At 50.2% G+C, this 14,786-nt stretch carries 12 protein-coding genes, 2 pseudogenes and 1 riboswitch; of the genes and pseudogenes, 5 read left to right on the top strand and 9 right to left on the bottom strand.

Annotated elements, in window-relative coordinates; genetic code table 11:
* Positions 1-146 precede the first annotated feature (146 nt).
* Positions 147-1,865, top strand: a complete 1,719-nt coding sequence (ptsP, locus tag KNP79_RS02960) for a phosphoenolpyruvate--protein phosphotransferase (RefSeq protein WP_138859133.1) — start codon at positions 147-149, stop codon at positions 1,863-1,865.
* 135 nt (positions 1,866-2,000) lie between these two features.
* On the opposite strand, the pseudogene ptsG (KNP79_RS02955) reads toward ptsP, so the two are convergent.
* From ptsG (KNP79_RS02955) to KNP79_RS02935, 5 genes and pseudogenes are all read right to left on the bottom strand, one after another.
* Positions 2,001-3,938 (bottom strand): annotated as a pseudogene (ptsG, locus tag KNP79_RS02955) (glucose-specific PTS transporter subunit IIBC); the annotation flags it as partial.
* A gap of 140 nt (positions 3,939-4,078) precedes the next feature.
* A pseudogene (gene ptsG / locus KNP79_RS02950) lies at positions 4,079-5,578 on the bottom strand (glucose-specific PTS transporter subunit IIBC); the annotation flags it as partial.
* A gap of 216 nt (positions 5,579-5,794) precedes the next feature.
* Positions 5,795-6,640: a glucose PTS transporter transcription antiterminator GlcT gene (gene glcT, locus KNP79_RS02945; protein ID WP_021065527.1), complete on the bottom strand. Its 846-nt coding sequence runs from the start codon at positions 6,638-6,640 to the stop codon at positions 5,795-5,797.
* 105 nt (positions 6,641-6,745) lie between these two features.
* A complete protein-coding gene (locus KNP79_RS02940) occupies positions 6,746-7,063 on the bottom strand; it encodes a YuiB family protein (protein WP_021065526.1) in 318 nt (105 codons plus the stop codon).
* Between the two features lie 124 nt (positions 7,064-7,187).
* On the bottom strand, positions 7,188-8,399 hold the full coding sequence (locus KNP79_RS02935; protein WP_214706576.1) for an NAD(P)/FAD-dependent oxidoreductase: 1,212 nt from the start codon (positions 8,397-8,399) through the stop codon (positions 7,188-7,190).
* A 266-nt stretch (positions 8,400-8,665) separates the two neighbouring features.
* Between KNP79_RS02935 and KNP79_RS02930 the strand changes: the two genes are divergently transcribed.
* A complete protein-coding gene (locus KNP79_RS02930) occupies positions 8,666-9,643 on the top strand; it encodes an NAD(P)/FAD-dependent oxidoreductase (RefSeq protein ID WP_215191246.1) in 978 nt (325 codons plus the stop codon).
* A 36-nt stretch (positions 9,644-9,679) separates the two neighbouring features.
* On the opposite strand, the gene KNP79_RS02925 is transcribed toward KNP79_RS02930, so the two are convergent.
* Entirely contained in the window at positions 9,680-10,534 is an 855-nt protein-coding gene (locus tag KNP79_RS02925; RefSeq protein WP_214706587.1) for an NAD-dependent epimerase/dehydratase family protein, read from the bottom strand.
* A gap of 127 nt (positions 10,535-10,661) precedes the next feature.
* Here KNP79_RS02925 and KNP79_RS02920 point away from each other — a divergent pair, with 127 nt between their 5' ends.
* A complete protein-coding gene (locus KNP79_RS02920) occupies positions 10,662-10,904 on the top strand; it encodes a hypothetical protein (RefSeq protein WP_029595120.1) in 243 nt (80 codons plus the stop codon).
* A gap of 41 nt (positions 10,905-10,945) precedes the next feature.
* Here KNP79_RS02920 and KNP79_RS02915 read toward each other — a convergent pair whose 3' ends face one another.
* Positions 10,946-11,302, bottom strand: coding sequence for a HesB/IscA family protein (locus KNP79_RS02915; protein ID WP_215191245.1), 357 nt, complete (start codon positions 11,300-11,302; stop codon positions 10,946-10,948).
* A 97-nt stretch (positions 11,303-11,399) separates the two neighbouring features.
* A riboswitch (FMN riboswitch) is annotated at positions 11,400-11,541 on the top strand.
* Between the two features lie 159 nt (positions 11,542-11,700).
* On the opposite strand from KNP79_RS02915, the gene KNP79_RS02910 reads away from it, so the two are divergent.
* Both KNP79_RS02910 and KNP79_RS02905 read left to right on the top strand, forming a co-directional pair.
* The gene (locus tag KNP79_RS02910; RefSeq protein WP_029595118.1) at positions 11,701-12,288 is read left to right on the top strand and encodes an ECF transporter S component; all 588 of its coding nucleotides are present in this window, start codon (positions 11,701-11,703) and stop codon (positions 12,286-12,288) included.
* Positions 12,289-12,417: 129 nt separating this feature from the next.
* Positions 12,418-12,942 carry a nucleotidyltransferase family protein gene (locus KNP79_RS02905; RefSeq protein WP_215191426.1) on the top strand — a complete coding sequence of 175 codons (525 nt, stop codon included), beginning with the start codon at positions 12,418-12,420 and terminating at the stop codon, positions 12,940-12,942.
* Positions 12,943-13,054: 112 nt separating this feature from the next.
* Here the strand turns inward: KNP79_RS02905 and KNP79_RS02900 are convergent, their stop codons facing one another.
* Together KNP79_RS02900 and KNP79_RS02895 are read right to left on the bottom strand one after the other, a co-directional pair.
* The gene (locus KNP79_RS02900) at positions 13,055-14,266 is read right to left on the bottom strand and encodes a NupC/NupG family nucleoside CNT transporter (RefSeq protein WP_215191244.1); all 1,212 of its coding nucleotides are present in this window, start codon (positions 14,264-14,266) and stop codon (positions 13,055-13,057) included.
* A gap of 210 nt (positions 14,267-14,476) precedes the next feature.
* Complete coding sequence (locus KNP79_RS02895) at positions 14,477-14,713, bottom strand: YuzB family protein (protein ID WP_021065517.1); 237 nt, start codon at positions 14,711-14,713, stop codon at positions 14,477-14,479.
* Between the last annotated feature and the right edge of the window lie 73 nt (positions 14,714-14,786).

The following is a 14,786-nucleotide window of genomic DNA, read 5'->3' as shown; positions in this document are numbered from 1 at the left end:
CATTTTGTTCGGTCGAGGCTTCCCCTAGTAGTAGACCGTTGCTACTTTAATCTTCCAGGTTTTCGTTAGTTCCTTTTTCATTTCGGGTAAGAACTAACGAGATAACGTTGGAAACCACTATTTCTTTGAAGAGAGGGACTACGCTTATGTCACACATTAAAGGTATTGGCGCATCTGCAGGAATCGCAGTTGCGAAAGCATTCGTCATGGAGACACCTTCATTTGACATCCCGACAAACAAAATCGAGGACGTAGCAGCTGAGAAAGCCCGTTTCCAAGCGGCGATCGCTCAGTCGAAGACAGAACTCGAAGAAATTCGCGAGATCACACTTCGTGAACTCGGTGAAGACAAGGCAGAGATTTTCTCGGCACACTTGCTCATCGTCGAAGATCCTGAGATCGTCTCACAAGTGAACGACAAAATTGAAAGCGAACACATGAATGCTGCGAAAGCGCTCGATGAAGTCGCTCAAATGATGGTCATGATCTTTGAATCGATGGATAACGAGTACATGCGTGAACGCGCTGCCGACGTTCGTGACGTCACGAAACGCGTCATGGCGCATATCCTCGGTGTCACATTCATGACGCCTGCGTCGATTTCTGAAGAAGTCATCATCATCGCTGAAGATTTGACACCGTCTGACACGGCGCAACTCAACCGTAAATACGTCAAAGGTTTCGCGACAAACATTGGTGGACGTACGTCTCACTCGGCGATCATGTCTCGCTCACTCGAAATCCCGGCTGTCGTCGGAACAAAAGTAGCGCTCGAAGAAATCAAGAACGGCGACCTCGTCGTCATCGACGGGACAGAAGGCGACGTCTTCGTCAACCCGTCTGAAGAACTCGTCAATGAATACGTTGAAAAACGTGCTTCATTCGAAGCTTACAAAGAAGAGTTGAAACAGCTCGTCAACGAAGAGTCAGTCACAGCCGACGGCCATAAAGTCAAACTTGCGGCAAACATCGGTACACCGAACGACCTCGAAGGCGTGTTGAAAAACGGCGCTGATGCCATCGGCCTTTACCGGACCGAGTTCCTCTACATGGACTCAGAAACGTTCCCGACGGAAGAAGAGCAATATACAGCCTATAAAGCAGTACTCGAAGGTATGGACGGCAAACAAGTCGTCATCCGTACGCTCGATATCGGTGGAGATAAAGAATTGTCTTACCTCGACCTTCCAAAAGAAATGAACCCGTTCCTCGGCTATCGCGCAATTCGCCTTTGCCTCGAAGAGACGGACTTGTTCCGCACACAACTTCGCGCCCTTCTCCGTGCCTCAGCGCACGGTGACCTCGCCATCATGTTCCCAATGATCGCGACACTTGAAGAGTTCCGCGCGGCGAAAGCGCTCCTTCTCGAAGAAGAAGCGAAGTTGAAAGCAGAAGGCATCGCTGTCGGTAACTACGAGACAGGGATGATGGTCGAGATCCCATCGACAGCCGTCATGGCGAAGCAATTCGCGAAAGAAGTCGACTTCTTCTCAGTCGGCACGAACGACTTGATTCAATACACGATGGCAGCGGACCGCATGAACGAGAAAGTCTCGTACTTGTACCAACCGTTCAACCCGGCCATCTTGAACCTTCTCCACAACGTCATCACAGAAGCACATAAAGCTGGCAAATGGGTCGGCATGTGTGGCGAGATGGCTGGAGAAGAGCTCGCGATTCCAATCCTTCTCGGACTTGGCCTTGACGAGTTCTCGATGTCAGCTTCAAGCGTCCTTCGCGCACGTAGCCTCGTGAAGCGTTTGACGAAGTCAGAAACAGAAGCGATCGTCAACGACGTCCTCAACATGGATACAGCTGAAGAAGTCGTGAACTTCCTCAGTGAAAAATTCGATATTAAGAAGTAACAAAAAAAGAAGTTCTCGCAGCTGCGAGAGCTTCTTTTTTGTTTACTCGGCTCCTTTATCATCCGTTCTGAAGTCGAGCGCTTCACCGGCGACGACCGTCTCTCCGAATGGGACAACGACGATTTTGCCGTCTCCGTTCGTCCAAATGATCGGCGTGATGAGCGATGGGACTTTGTCGCGAATCAAATTGAGGTCAACGTCGAGCAAGACATCCCCCGCTTCGACGCGGTCGCCTTCTTTCACTTTGGCGACGAAACCTTCGCCTTTCAGATTGACCGTATCGAGTCCGACATGGATAAGAATCTCGCGTCCATCGTCCGCAAGTAGACCGATCGCATGTTTCGTCGGGAAGAACGTCGTGATTTGTCCCGTGACCGGCGCAACGACTTGTCCTGAACTCGGTTCGATGGCAAATCCTTCACCCATCATGCGGCCCGAGAAGACTTGGTCCGGAACGTCATCAAGTGACAAGATGACACCTGACATCGGGGCGAGGAAGCGATGATCGGCATGTTCGGCCGCTTCCGGTGTGATGACGGCTTTTTCTTTCGGCTTGTATTCGCCGCCCTCGATGATGGCCGCGATTTGCGATTTGAGCGTATCCGATTTCGGTCCGAAGATGGCTTGAATATTATCTCCGACTTCGAGTACTCCGGCCGCTCCCAAATCTTTGAGCAAGTCTTTATCGACTTGTTTCACATCATTCACGGTGACGCGAAGACGCGTGATACAGGCGTCGAGGTGTTTGATGTTTTCCGGTCCGCCGAGACCGACGAGCACTTCGTACGGTAAATCGTCTCCGACGACGGCGCGGGCGCCTTTGCCTTCGGCGACGGTTTCACGTCCCGGCACTTTCAAATCGAACTTCGTGATGGCGAAGCGGAACCCGAAGTAATAAATGACCGCGAAGACGAGGCCGACTGGAATGACGAGCCACCAGGCTGTCCGGTTCGGCAATACCCCGAACAACAGATAGTCGATGAGTCCGCCTGAGAACGTCATCCCGATCTTAACGTTGAGCAAGTGCATGGTCATAAAGGATAGTCCCGCAAAGACGGCATGAATACCAAAGAGTAGAGGTGCAACGAAGACGAACGAGAATTCGACCGGCTCGGTGATTCCCGTTAAGAATGAGGTGAGGGCTGCTGAGAAGTAAAGTCCTTCGACGTCTTTACGACGCTCTTTCGGGACCGTGTGGAACATGGCGAGACAAGCGGCAGGCAATCCGAACATCATGAACGGGAACTTCCCGGTCATATACGTACCGGCCGTAAATTCGACTCCGTCACGTAATTGTGCGAAGAAGATCCGTTGGTCCCCTTGGACAAGGTCTCCCGCCTGGTTCGTATATTCCCCGAACTGGAACCAAAACGGTGAGTACCAGATGTGGTGCAGACCGAACGGAATCAAAGAACGTTCGACCAAACCGAAGACAAAGGCTGAAACGGCGACGTTCGCTTCAATGATCGTGCTCGAGAACGTGTTGATCGCTGAACCGATCGGCGGCCAAATGTAGGCGAGCGCAATCCCGATCAATAAGCTGAATGCAGCGGTCGCGATCGGCACGAACCGTTTCCCGGCGAAGAACCCTAAGAAATCCGGCAACTTGATGTTGAAGTACTTGTTGTATGCGAATGCGGCAATGAGACCTGCGATAATACCCCCGAATACCCCCATTTGGAGCGTCGGGATCCCGAGTACCGATGCATAGGCCGGGTCTCCCTGGGCGATTTCCGCGGTAATACCGTTCCACGTACTGATAACTTTGTTCATAATCAAATAACCAACGATAGCTGCTAACCCGGCAACACCGTCCCCGTTGGCTAGCCCGATGGCGACACCGACGGCGAACAATAGACCTAGATTGGCAAACACGATATCCCCGGCATCTGTCATAACTTGCCAGACGAGAACGAGTGAATCGTTTGCCAAGAAAGGTAAGAGCGAAACGAGATCAGGGTTTTGGAATGCGGTACCAAATGCGAGTAATAGACCGGCTGCCGGTAGAATCGCAACCGGAAGCATGAGTGCCTTCCCGATTCGCTGCAAAACACCAAACACTTTCTTCCACATCATGGTTCCCTCCTTTTGTCAGAATACTTACTTTTCCCCATCTGCCAGTAGGCTGAAACCGTTTCACCCATACAAAAAAAGCCAATCCATAATGGATTGGCTTATAGCTTCATTCAGTTTGCTTTCTTTTCGTTACCTGAAGCGATGACCGCTTGCATTTCTGATTTCAACGCATCAGAACGTGGTCCGAAGATTGCTTGAATGTTGTTACCGACTTCAAGGACACCAGCTGCCCCGAGGCGTTTCAATTCTTCTTTGTTGACTTGGCTCTTATCTTTAACTTCAACGCGAAGACGTGTGATACATGCGTCTAAGTGTTTGATGTTTTGCGAACCACCGAAACCAACGAGGATATCTTGTGCAAGTTCCGAACCTGTAGCAGTTGATTGCTCAACGACTTCATCTTCACGGCCCGGTGTTTTAAGGTTGAACTTACGGATTACGAAACGGAATCCGAAGTAGTAAACGACTGCGAACACGAGACCGACTGGAATGACGAGCCACCAGTCTGTACGGTTAGGAAGTACACCGAAGAGAAGGTAGTCGATCAAACCGCCCGAGAACGTCATCCCGATTTTGACGTTCAAGATGTGCATGACCATGAACGAAAGGCCAGCGAAGACTGCGTGTACTGCGAACAAGAGTGGAGCAACGAACAAGAATGAGAACTCGATCGGCTCAGTGATACCAGTCAAGAACGATGTAAGTGCTGCCGAAGCCAAGAGACCACCGACGACTGCTTTACGCTCAGGACGTGCTTCATGGTACATAGCAAGTGCTGCTGCTGGAAGACCGAACATCATGAACGGGTACTTACCAGTCATGAACGTACCAGCTGTGAGCTCGGCACCATCACGAATTTGTGCGAAGAAGATCGCTTGGTCACCACGAACGATGTTACCCGCTGCATCCGTGTACGAGCCGAACTCGAACCAGAATGGTGAGTAGAAGATGTGGTGAAGACCAAATGGAATCAATGAACGTTCGATCAAACCGAAGATGAATGCCGCGAACGTGCGGTTTTCAGTCAACATGAAGTTTGAGAACGTGTTCAAGCCGTGTTGAACTGGTGGCCAGATGAGAAGCATAACGAAACCAGCGACAACTGCCAATACTGCAGTAACGATTGGGACGAAACGCTTACCAGCGAAGAAGCCAAGGAATTGCGGCAATTCGATGTTGAAGTACTTATTGTATGCCCATGCGGCAATCAGACCGACGATGATCCCTCCGAATACCCCTGTTTGGAGTGTTGGAATCCCAAGTACTGATGCGTAAGCCGGGTCACCTTGTGCGATGATTTCAGGTGTGAGTTCGAGCCAAACACCCATTACTTTGTTCATGATGAGGAATCCGACGATGGCTGCGAGTCCGGCAACGCCGTCCCCTGCTAAACCGATCGCGACACCGACTGCGAATAAGAGTGCTAAGTTCGAGAAGATAATGCCACCCGCTTGCTCCATGAGCTGAGCGAATTTCACAACGCCTTCGTTCGTTAACCAACCAGCGCGTGATGTGAGGGCCGGGTTTTGCATCGCGTTACCGAATGCAAGAAGAAGACCGGCTGCCGGCAAGATCGCTACAGGAAGCATAAGTGCTTTACCGACTTTTTGAAGAACACCAAAGATCTGCTTAAACATGATAAATCCTCCTTTTGTGATTGTTTCGTGCGGAAAGACGACTGTAGATGTCAGACAACCGACGTATCTAAACGTTTTCATAATAAACGTTTATAAAAACAGAAACAGGCATGAATAAGGTATAGAACGTAGACCTCTCCTAATGGAGACATCGTTGCGTTCCACTCCTTACTCATGCCTGATCGAATCAGTAACACGTAAGATACGTGGTATCAGTTATCTACTTGTTAGGCGCTGGAGATGCATCGTCAAATATGTCGCTTCACCTCGCGGGACAGGACGCTTTAATTCGCGTTCCATGATGCCCATCAGCTCCCAAGCAGTACTATAGCATAGCGGATATTCTTCGCGCAATACCTTTTCAATTTTTTGTGGGGCTTCCACCATCTCACCCGTCGCAACCCGCTCAACGGCGTACCTTAAGTGCCGAAGTAAGCGCTTATAATCGAGTGAACTCCGATCCATTTTGACGTTCAAACGACTCTCAATCGTCTGAACGATTTGCCCGATGATTTGGTTGTGCCGGTTGACCTCGAGGACGTTTTTGAACGTCGTCGCCGAATGGATATGGAGCGCGATAAATCCGATCTCCGCATCGGGCAACAGCACGTCGAGCCGCTCGTGAATCATATCGACGATTCGTTCAGCCAAGGCGTACTCATTCGGATAGAGCGATTCGGTCTCAAGCAAGAACGGATTTGTCACTTCCATCCCTTGTTCGATCCGCTTCATCGTGAAGAACAAGTGGTCGGTCAAACCGATATGGATATGCTGGTCGACTTTTTTACCTGTGTTGTTCTCGATAAAGCCGACGATTTCTTGCATGAAAGCAATAAAGTCCTCGTCGACGTGTTTGACGAGTTCACGATATTGCGATTGCTCTTCTTTATCTGTCAGTTGATACACTTTCTCCGGGACACTGGCCGGGTCGACGAGATCGCCCGCTTTCTTGCCGAAGCCAATCCCTTTCCCGAGTAGAATGACTTCCGGTTCCGGATCATGTTGGCAAATGACAACGCTATTATTCAACACTTTCTTGATCGTATACATCGGTAATGTCATTCTCATCGCATCCCTTACTAATTAAATCGTTATCTCATCTAGTATATCGGTTCGCCTTCTAAAAAAGTAGGCAGAAAACAAAAAAGACGAACATTTCTGCCGTCTTTAAAACATTGAGTAACCACTCTTACGCAAGTAGCGGATCGTGACGCCGGCCAAAATCGCACCGAGCAGTCCGAAACCAAGCATGAACACATCCAAAAACTGAAGTCCGAGCACCCGTTCGTAAACGTTGGCGAGCGCGGTCGATGTCTCCGTGATGTAACTCGAGAGCTTGACGTTATCAATCATCATAATGACGAAAATCGGATAGATGAACACGAGCGTCCATGTTTTTTTAAGTAGCATGTTCAAAATGAAGCCGATGCTGAAGAAGATGACCAAATAAAGAATCGCCCCAATGACAGCCTGGATGATATGCATGCGATTGCCCCCTTTTCCCGTTGTCTATTATACCGAATCGCCCTCTCTTAGGTCAAAGGTGAACCATGAGACGCCATCAAAAAAAGTAGCCCGTTCGGATGAGCGGGCTACTTGGTCATATTGCTTAGAATTTACCTTTTTTGAGGACGAGACCGTACTTCTTCAATTCGATGAAGTGTTTGTTGTCGATCACTTTCTTCATGAATGAAGCGTTGCGACCGAAGATCTTTTTGCCCATGACGATGCCGATACCGTCGTTATGGCCAAGTGAAGCGACTGTCCCTTTGCTCTCATACGTGAATTTCGAAGTCGATTTTCCGTTGATGAGCGCCGCGATGTTTTTCGCTACGTTGTGCGCTTGTTGCGTCGCGATTTGAGCAGTCGGCGGGTATGGACGGTTTGAGACCGGATCCATGACAGCCGAGCAGTCACCGATGATGAAGACGTTGTCGTGACCAGGGGCACGGTTGTCCGCCTCGACCATGACACGGTTACGGACCGCTTCAAAACCAGATTTCTCGATGATCGGGCTACCGCTCACGCCACCTGTCCAAAGGATCGTGTTCGCTGCGATCGTCTCCGTCGTGTCGCCTTGAAGCGGACCGAACGTGACGACGCCAGGCTCAACGCCTTTGATGCCGTTGCCGAGTTTCATCTCGACACCGTTACGCTCGAGCCATTTCTGTGCATACGTCGTAAGTTCTGGGTCGAAACCAGGAAGGACGGTCGGAGCCGCCTCGATGTTCACGATTCGAACCGCTTCACGTGGCACGTCATACTGCTTGCAAAGCTCAGGGACACGGTTGACGAGCTCACCGAGGAACTCGATGCCTGTGAAACCTGCGCCGCCGACGACGATTGTCACGTACGAGCGATCAGCCGACCCGTTCGTCTTGTATTGTGCGAATGAGTATTCGATATGTTCTTTGATTTTACGGACGCTGTTCAATGAACTGATTGTCATCGCGTTCTCTTTGAGGCCTGGGATTCCGAATGTTTCCGGAATGCCGCCGAGTGCGAACACGACATAATCATATTCAACAGTCGAGCCGTCTGCGAGTAGTACTTGTTTAGCCGTAGTATCGACGCGATCGACGATCCCTTTGACAAATTTCACGCGTGACGGGTTCACAACGTCGTTGATGTAGATACGAGCTTGCTCCGGTTTCATCGTTCCGGCCGCTGGTTCATGGAGCCATGTCGTCTGGTAATGGTAATCATGCTTGTTGATGAGCGTGATGTTCGCGTCGCCAGCTGAGAGCGTCTTCTGGAGGTTCACCGCTGTGATGAGTCCACCGAAACCTGCGCCAAGAATAACAATGTTAGGTCGTTTCATGTTCATTTCCACCTTGTTTTGATAGTTTTGTTTTCTTGAACAATCATGTTGTGTGTTTTTTCACATGAATGTTCACAATAAAGCCTAAACCTTGTTCAACCAATGTTCACAATTGCTTCTCGTTCATTGTACGCTGTTTATTTCGTTTTCTCAATGGAAAAGCTTATCTTCTTGAATTTTTTTTGAATGTATAGGATGTTTGTACAGAATGGATTTAATTCACGATTGTCACTATAATGGATGTATACGTTTTGAGGAGGAATTCGATGAAATCGACGAAAGATGTGATCATCATCGGTGGCGGTCCGGTCGGACTGTTCACCGCATTTTATGCAGGTATGCGCCAACTCGATACGGCGTTGATTGAAAGTTTGCCGCAGCTCGGCGGACAATTATCGACACTGTATCCAGAAAAATATATTTACGACATCGCCGGCTTCCCGAAAGTGAAAGCCCAAGATTTGATTGACCAATTGAAAGCCCAAGCCGATCAGTTCGAGCAGGACTATCGCCTCGGGGAGACGGTCGAGACGGTCGAACGTCTTGAAGACGGCACGTTCCAGATCACGACGAACAAGGATGAGTACCATACGAAAGCCATCATCATCACGGCCGGGAACGGGGCATTCGCCGCACGACCGCTCGGCATCGATGGTTGCGAAGATTATGCCAACCTTCATTACTTCGTCGACAACATGGAGAAGTTCCGCGACCGCCGCGTCATGATCGCTGGCGGCGGCGACTCTGCCGTCGACTGGGCGCTCATGCTTGAAGGCATCGCCAAGGAAGTCCATATCGTTCACCGCCGTGACCGTTTCCGTGCCCACGAGCATACGGTCGAGCAAATGAAGGCCTCGACGATCAACATGTGGACGCCATATAACATTGAGTCACTTTCAGGTGAGACACACATCGAGTCGGTCGAATTGACGGACAAAGACGGCGAATCGAAATTCGTCGAAATCGACGACCTCATCTGTAACTACGGTTTCGTCTCATCGCTCGGCCCAATCAAAAACTGGGGCATGGAGTTCGAGAAGAACACGATCCGCGTCGACTCACGCATGGAGACGACGGTCGCCGGCATCTTCGCCTGTGGTGACATCGCGACTTATGAAGGAAAAGTGAAATTGATTGCGACAGGCTTCGGTGAAGCCCCGATCGCCATCAACCAAGTGAAGCAGCTCGTCGACCCGACAGCGCGTCACCCACAACATTCGACTTCGGTATTTGCCGGGAAATAACGATGTGGCCCTCATCGCGATGATGAGGGCCATTTTTCATTTGCGGATTGTTTGTACAATGACCCGGTCGAGCCAGTCGTCGAGTTGGGTGAAGACGAACCCGGCCTTTTTCGCCTCGGCAATCGACATATAATAGTCGACGTCCGTATCGTACGGCGACGACTCGCCATCTTTGATGATCTGGACCGGTTTATTTAAGTGATGGCCGATCCGTTCCATGAGTGCCCCGAGCGAGATGACCCCTTCACTCGCCGCGTTGAACGGTCCGGTCACGTTCGCCCGACCGACCCATTCTAGAAAGGCGGCCGCCTCAAAGCTTGAGATAAACCCCATCTTCGCTTCCGGGTGATGCAGCACGATCGGCTCTTCCCGTCGGACGGCGTCGATATAAAACTTGAGACGGTCTGTATAGTCGTCGGGTCCGAGCACGATCGGCAAGCGGACCGTCGCGACCGGGAACGAGGCGCGATGGAAGAAATAAGATTCAGCCTCTCGCTTCCCTTGCCCGTAATCATGTTCGGATTCGAGATGATAGTCATGATGGAGCGGATTGAAATCACTTTCTTTCAACTCGGCGCCTGGCGCATAAACCGACATCGTCGACGTGAGCACATATTTACCGACTTGGTCCATGAAAGCGTCCGAGGCGATCTTTGCCTGGTACGGGTTAAAGCAAATATTGTCATAGACGAGGTCGTAATGGTCGCGTGACAAATCTTTCATCGTCGCCACCGACTGTCGGTCCCCTCTGATCGACCGGATGCCCTCCGCCTCGGGTACTTGCAGTTGTCCACGCGTCACAATCGTCACATCGTCACCGGCCTCCGCCAACCGAAGCGCCAACCGCTTTCCAAAATAGCGTGAGCCACCGAAAATCAATACTTTTCTCATCGTCCCTGCCCCTCCTACATGAAATGACATCTCTTTTCATTTTCCCTTGCATCCTCTCGACTAATCTCCCACACCCTTGAATATTTTTGTTATTCTTATATATATAGAGAAGAAAGAGGCGAGACGCATGCATCAGATCACATTAGAAAAAGGATGGTCGTGTGAATTACCGACACAATATGCCATTTACCAAAGCTTATCGGACTTCAGCCGTTACTCGGTCCTTGACCAAGAGGAAGAGAGCGTCTGTTCATTCCGCATCACGAACGACACGTGTAAAATCACAGCGTTTCGTCCTTGGCAACATCAAATCGAGTTAGACGCGGCTTCGAAACTCATTCGATTAATTCTGATTGAAGAGACAGACTGAATACAAAAAAGGCCAATCATGAGGCATGATTGGCCTTTCGTTTAGCAATCCCCAGGTGTCCCGGCGTTCGATGCCGTCCGGAAACTCGAGCCACAACCGCACGTGGCGATGGCGTTCGGATTTTTAATCGTGAAGCCGCCTCCTAGCATCGACTGCTTATAGTCAATCTCGAGACCGTCGACGACCCCGTGATCGGCTTCCGCGACGATGACACGGACACCATAGTGGTCAAACTGAACGTCCTTGTCTGTCTTATCCTCATCAAACCCCATCCTGTAAGACAGGCCGGTACACCCGCCCCCTTGCACTTTGATCCGCAAGTACTGGTCGTCGGGGCGTTCGGTCTGTTTCATCATATCGATGACTTGTAATGCGGCTGATTCTGTCAAATGAATCATCTGAACTCCTCCTTCGTTATCTTAACTTCAAGTCAACTGACTTGAGATTTTGTGAAATATCTTGTATAACTAAACTGTAACAAAAAAAATTAAATCGTTCCATCTTCGGGGCAGGGTGAAATTCCCGACCGGCGGTATTGAAGACAAGTTCTTCTCAGCCCGTGAGCGAGCAAGGCGTTGCTTGCTGATTTCGTGAGATTCGAAAGCCGACAGTAAAGTCTGGATGGGAGAAGATGGCGGCATCCGACCGATATCCGGATGTTTTCTTCGGCGTGGTCTAAACACCGATGAGAACATCTGTTTCGTATGCGCGTAAACTCTCCCGATTGTTTGATACAATCGGGTTTTTCTATGCGACGGGTGCCATTCATCAAGGAGCGACAAAAGGAGAGATTTTGATGAAAACAACGCGCAACAAACGATTGACAACACTGGTGACGCTATCGATGCTCGGGGCCATTTCTTTTGTCCTCATGCTCTTTAACTTCCCGCTGCCTTTCCTACCCCCGTTCCTAAAAGTGGATTTCAGTGACATTCCCGCGCTCGTCGCCGGGATCGTGTTCTCCCCACTCGCAGGCGTCGTGGTCGTCGCTCTAAAAAACGTCCTCTACTATGTCTTCAACGGTGGCGGCGTTCCGGTCGGTGAAGTCGCGAACTTCTTTGCAGGTGTCGCCTTCATGTATCCGGTCGCATGGTTCTACCATAAACGTAAAACGAATAAAGCGCTCGCTTCAGGCCTCGTGGCCGGTACGATCACGATGGCACTCAGCTTGGCGATCTTGAACTATTTGCTCATCTTACCAGCCTACGCGTTCTTCTTCGGCATGACCGAGATGGCGCAACCGGCAGTCAAAACGGACCTCGTCCTATACGGTATCTTGCCGTTCAACTTCATTAAGGCCTTGTTGATCAGCGCCTTGTTCGTCCCACTCTTCCTCAAATTGAAGCCGTGGATCGAACGTCAGCGCATGCAACTTCAAGCGTAACTGACAAGCACCTAGACCCCGGTCTAGGTGCTTTTTGTATAGGTACGCTATGCTAATGAGAGAATAGGAGGAGATGGATTGAACACGACTGAAGATGAGACCCATTTTTTAGAGACTGATGTGGAACTGATGCGTCTGTTGACAATCGTCGCTTCGCTCGGTTTACCCGATTGGTGGATTTGTGCCGGATACGTGCGGGCAAAAATATGGGATGACGCGCACGGCTACGAAGTACCGACGCCTACCGAGGACGTCGATGTCATCTACTTTGACCGATCTCACATCGACGAGGCGATTGAAAAACAGTATGAGGCACAACTGCACGACCTGTTACCGAACGTCCCTTGGTCGGTCAAAAACCAGGCCCGCATGCATCGGGTCAATCAATTGCCACCGTATCAATCTGCGGTCGACGCCTTGGCCCATTTCCCTGAGACGGTCACGGCCATCGGTGTCAGTCTTGATGCGGGCGGACGCTTGAAGCTGGCCGTCCCTTACGGTATTGACGACATAGTTAGACTACAGTTACGACCGACTCCGGACTTTGCGAACGACGCTTCACACCATCATGTTTATCGAGCCCGGATCAATAAAAAGAATTGGCAAGCCACTTGGCCGAGACTCCAAGAAGTGGATATACCTCGTCAGGGATGATAAACACTAGTGAAACCGACCGCCTTACGGTCGGTTTTTGCTGTTCATTCATAAACGTCGCAACGAAAAAGAGTGACCACCGAAGTGACCACTCTGAGTATACCGTGTTTGATTAGAGAAGAAGACCAGCGAGTGTCGCTGACATCAAGTTGGCAAGCGTACCTGCGAGAATCGCGAGGACACCCATGCGCGCGATGTCGTTCCGACGGTTCGGCGCCATTCCACCAAGACCACCGAGAAGGATGGCGAGTGATGAGATGTTGGCGAATCCACAGAGTGCGAACGCGATCATAGCTTCCGTACGTGCCGAGAGGTCACCAGAACCGATGATTGGTGCGAATTCAGAGAAAGCGACGAATTCGTTCAACACGAGTTTTTGTCCGAGGAAGCTACCGAATTGAACAGCATCTGCCCATGGCACACCAATCACGAATGCGAGCGGTGCGAACACATAACCAAGAATCAATTGAAGCGTGAGGCCGTCGAAACCGAACAAGCCACCGATTCCACCGAGAATCAAGTTAACGAGCGCGATCAATGAAACGAAGGCGAGAAGCATCGCACCGACGTTCAAAGCAAGGAAGAGACCGTCAGATGCACCGCGAGCGGCTGCATCGACGAAGTTCGCTGCCTTGTTCTCTTCATCTTCAGCGATTTCGATATCGTCATCCGGTACGTCTGTTTCCGGGACGATGATTTTCGCGAACATGAGACCAGCAGGAGCAGCCATGAAGCTCGCTGCGAGCAAGTACTCGAGCGGTACACCAAGAGCAGCGTATCCAGCAAGAACTGAACCGGCAACCGAGGCGAGACCACCGACCATGACAGCGAAGAGTTCCGATTGCGTCATCGTTGGAAGGTAAGGTTTGATGACGAGCGGTGCTTCCGTCTGACCGACGAAGATGTTCGCTGTCGCTGAGAGCGACTCTTTACGTGACGTGCCAAGTGCTTTGGCGAGAGCCGTACCGAGGATACGAATCACCCACTGCATGACACCTACATAGTAGAGAAGTGCGATGAGTGACGACATGAAGACGATAATCGTCAACACTTGGAACGCGAAGACGAAGTTACCTTCTCCGACAGCTGTACCGAAGACGAAGCTGATCCCGGCGTTCGCCGTGTTCAAGACGCTTTGTACGCCGCCTGAGATCCATTCTAATGCGTTACGTCCTACTGTAGTGAAGAGGACGAGGAAGGCGAACGTAAACTGTACCGCGAAAGCGGCAAGTACGGTGCGCCATTTGATGGCTTTACGGTTGGTTGAGAAGATGTAAGCGATTCCAATTAGTGCCAAAATACCAACCACGCTCATGATATTCATTGGTGTTGTGCTCCTTTCATATTGGGGAAACCTGATAATGTGATATACCCGAATCGAGATGTGTCCTACCGTTTGAAACGCTTTCTTTTTATGTTGTTAAACGTCAGACAACCTACATTCGAACCTCTTTGAATATAACAGACCCTTTTTAAAAATGCAACGGGTGAAAACAGTCAAAATAAAAAAAGTTTGAAGGTCCTTCAAACTTTTTCACCATGCCATTTCTTCAATTTTTTCATATACATTCGTCACGAGTTGTTCCGGTGTATCCCCGGTCACGACCTCACCATCGACGAGACAAAACAAGTCAAGCGAACAGACGCCGCAGTAGCCCGTACAGCCATATTCGACGACGTCTAAGTCTGGATCGGACTCTAATTTGGCGCGGGCGATTTGTGAACCCATCGCTAAATTGGAGGCACAGAACTCAATGATCGGATTCATCATGTCATTCACCCTTCCCCTTTCCTTCAAAGCAGGAAAATGGTTCTTCTACGGCGTATTATAACATGATACAGTT

Source organism: Exiguobacterium sp. s7 (assembly GCF_018618195.1).
Taxonomy (GTDB): Bacteria; Bacillota; Bacilli; order Exiguobacteriales; family Exiguobacteriaceae; genus Exiguobacterium; species Exiguobacterium mexicanum_A.
The sequence above is the reverse complement of the archived record's forward strand: the minus strand, read 5'-3'. Positions and strand labels throughout refer to the sequence as shown.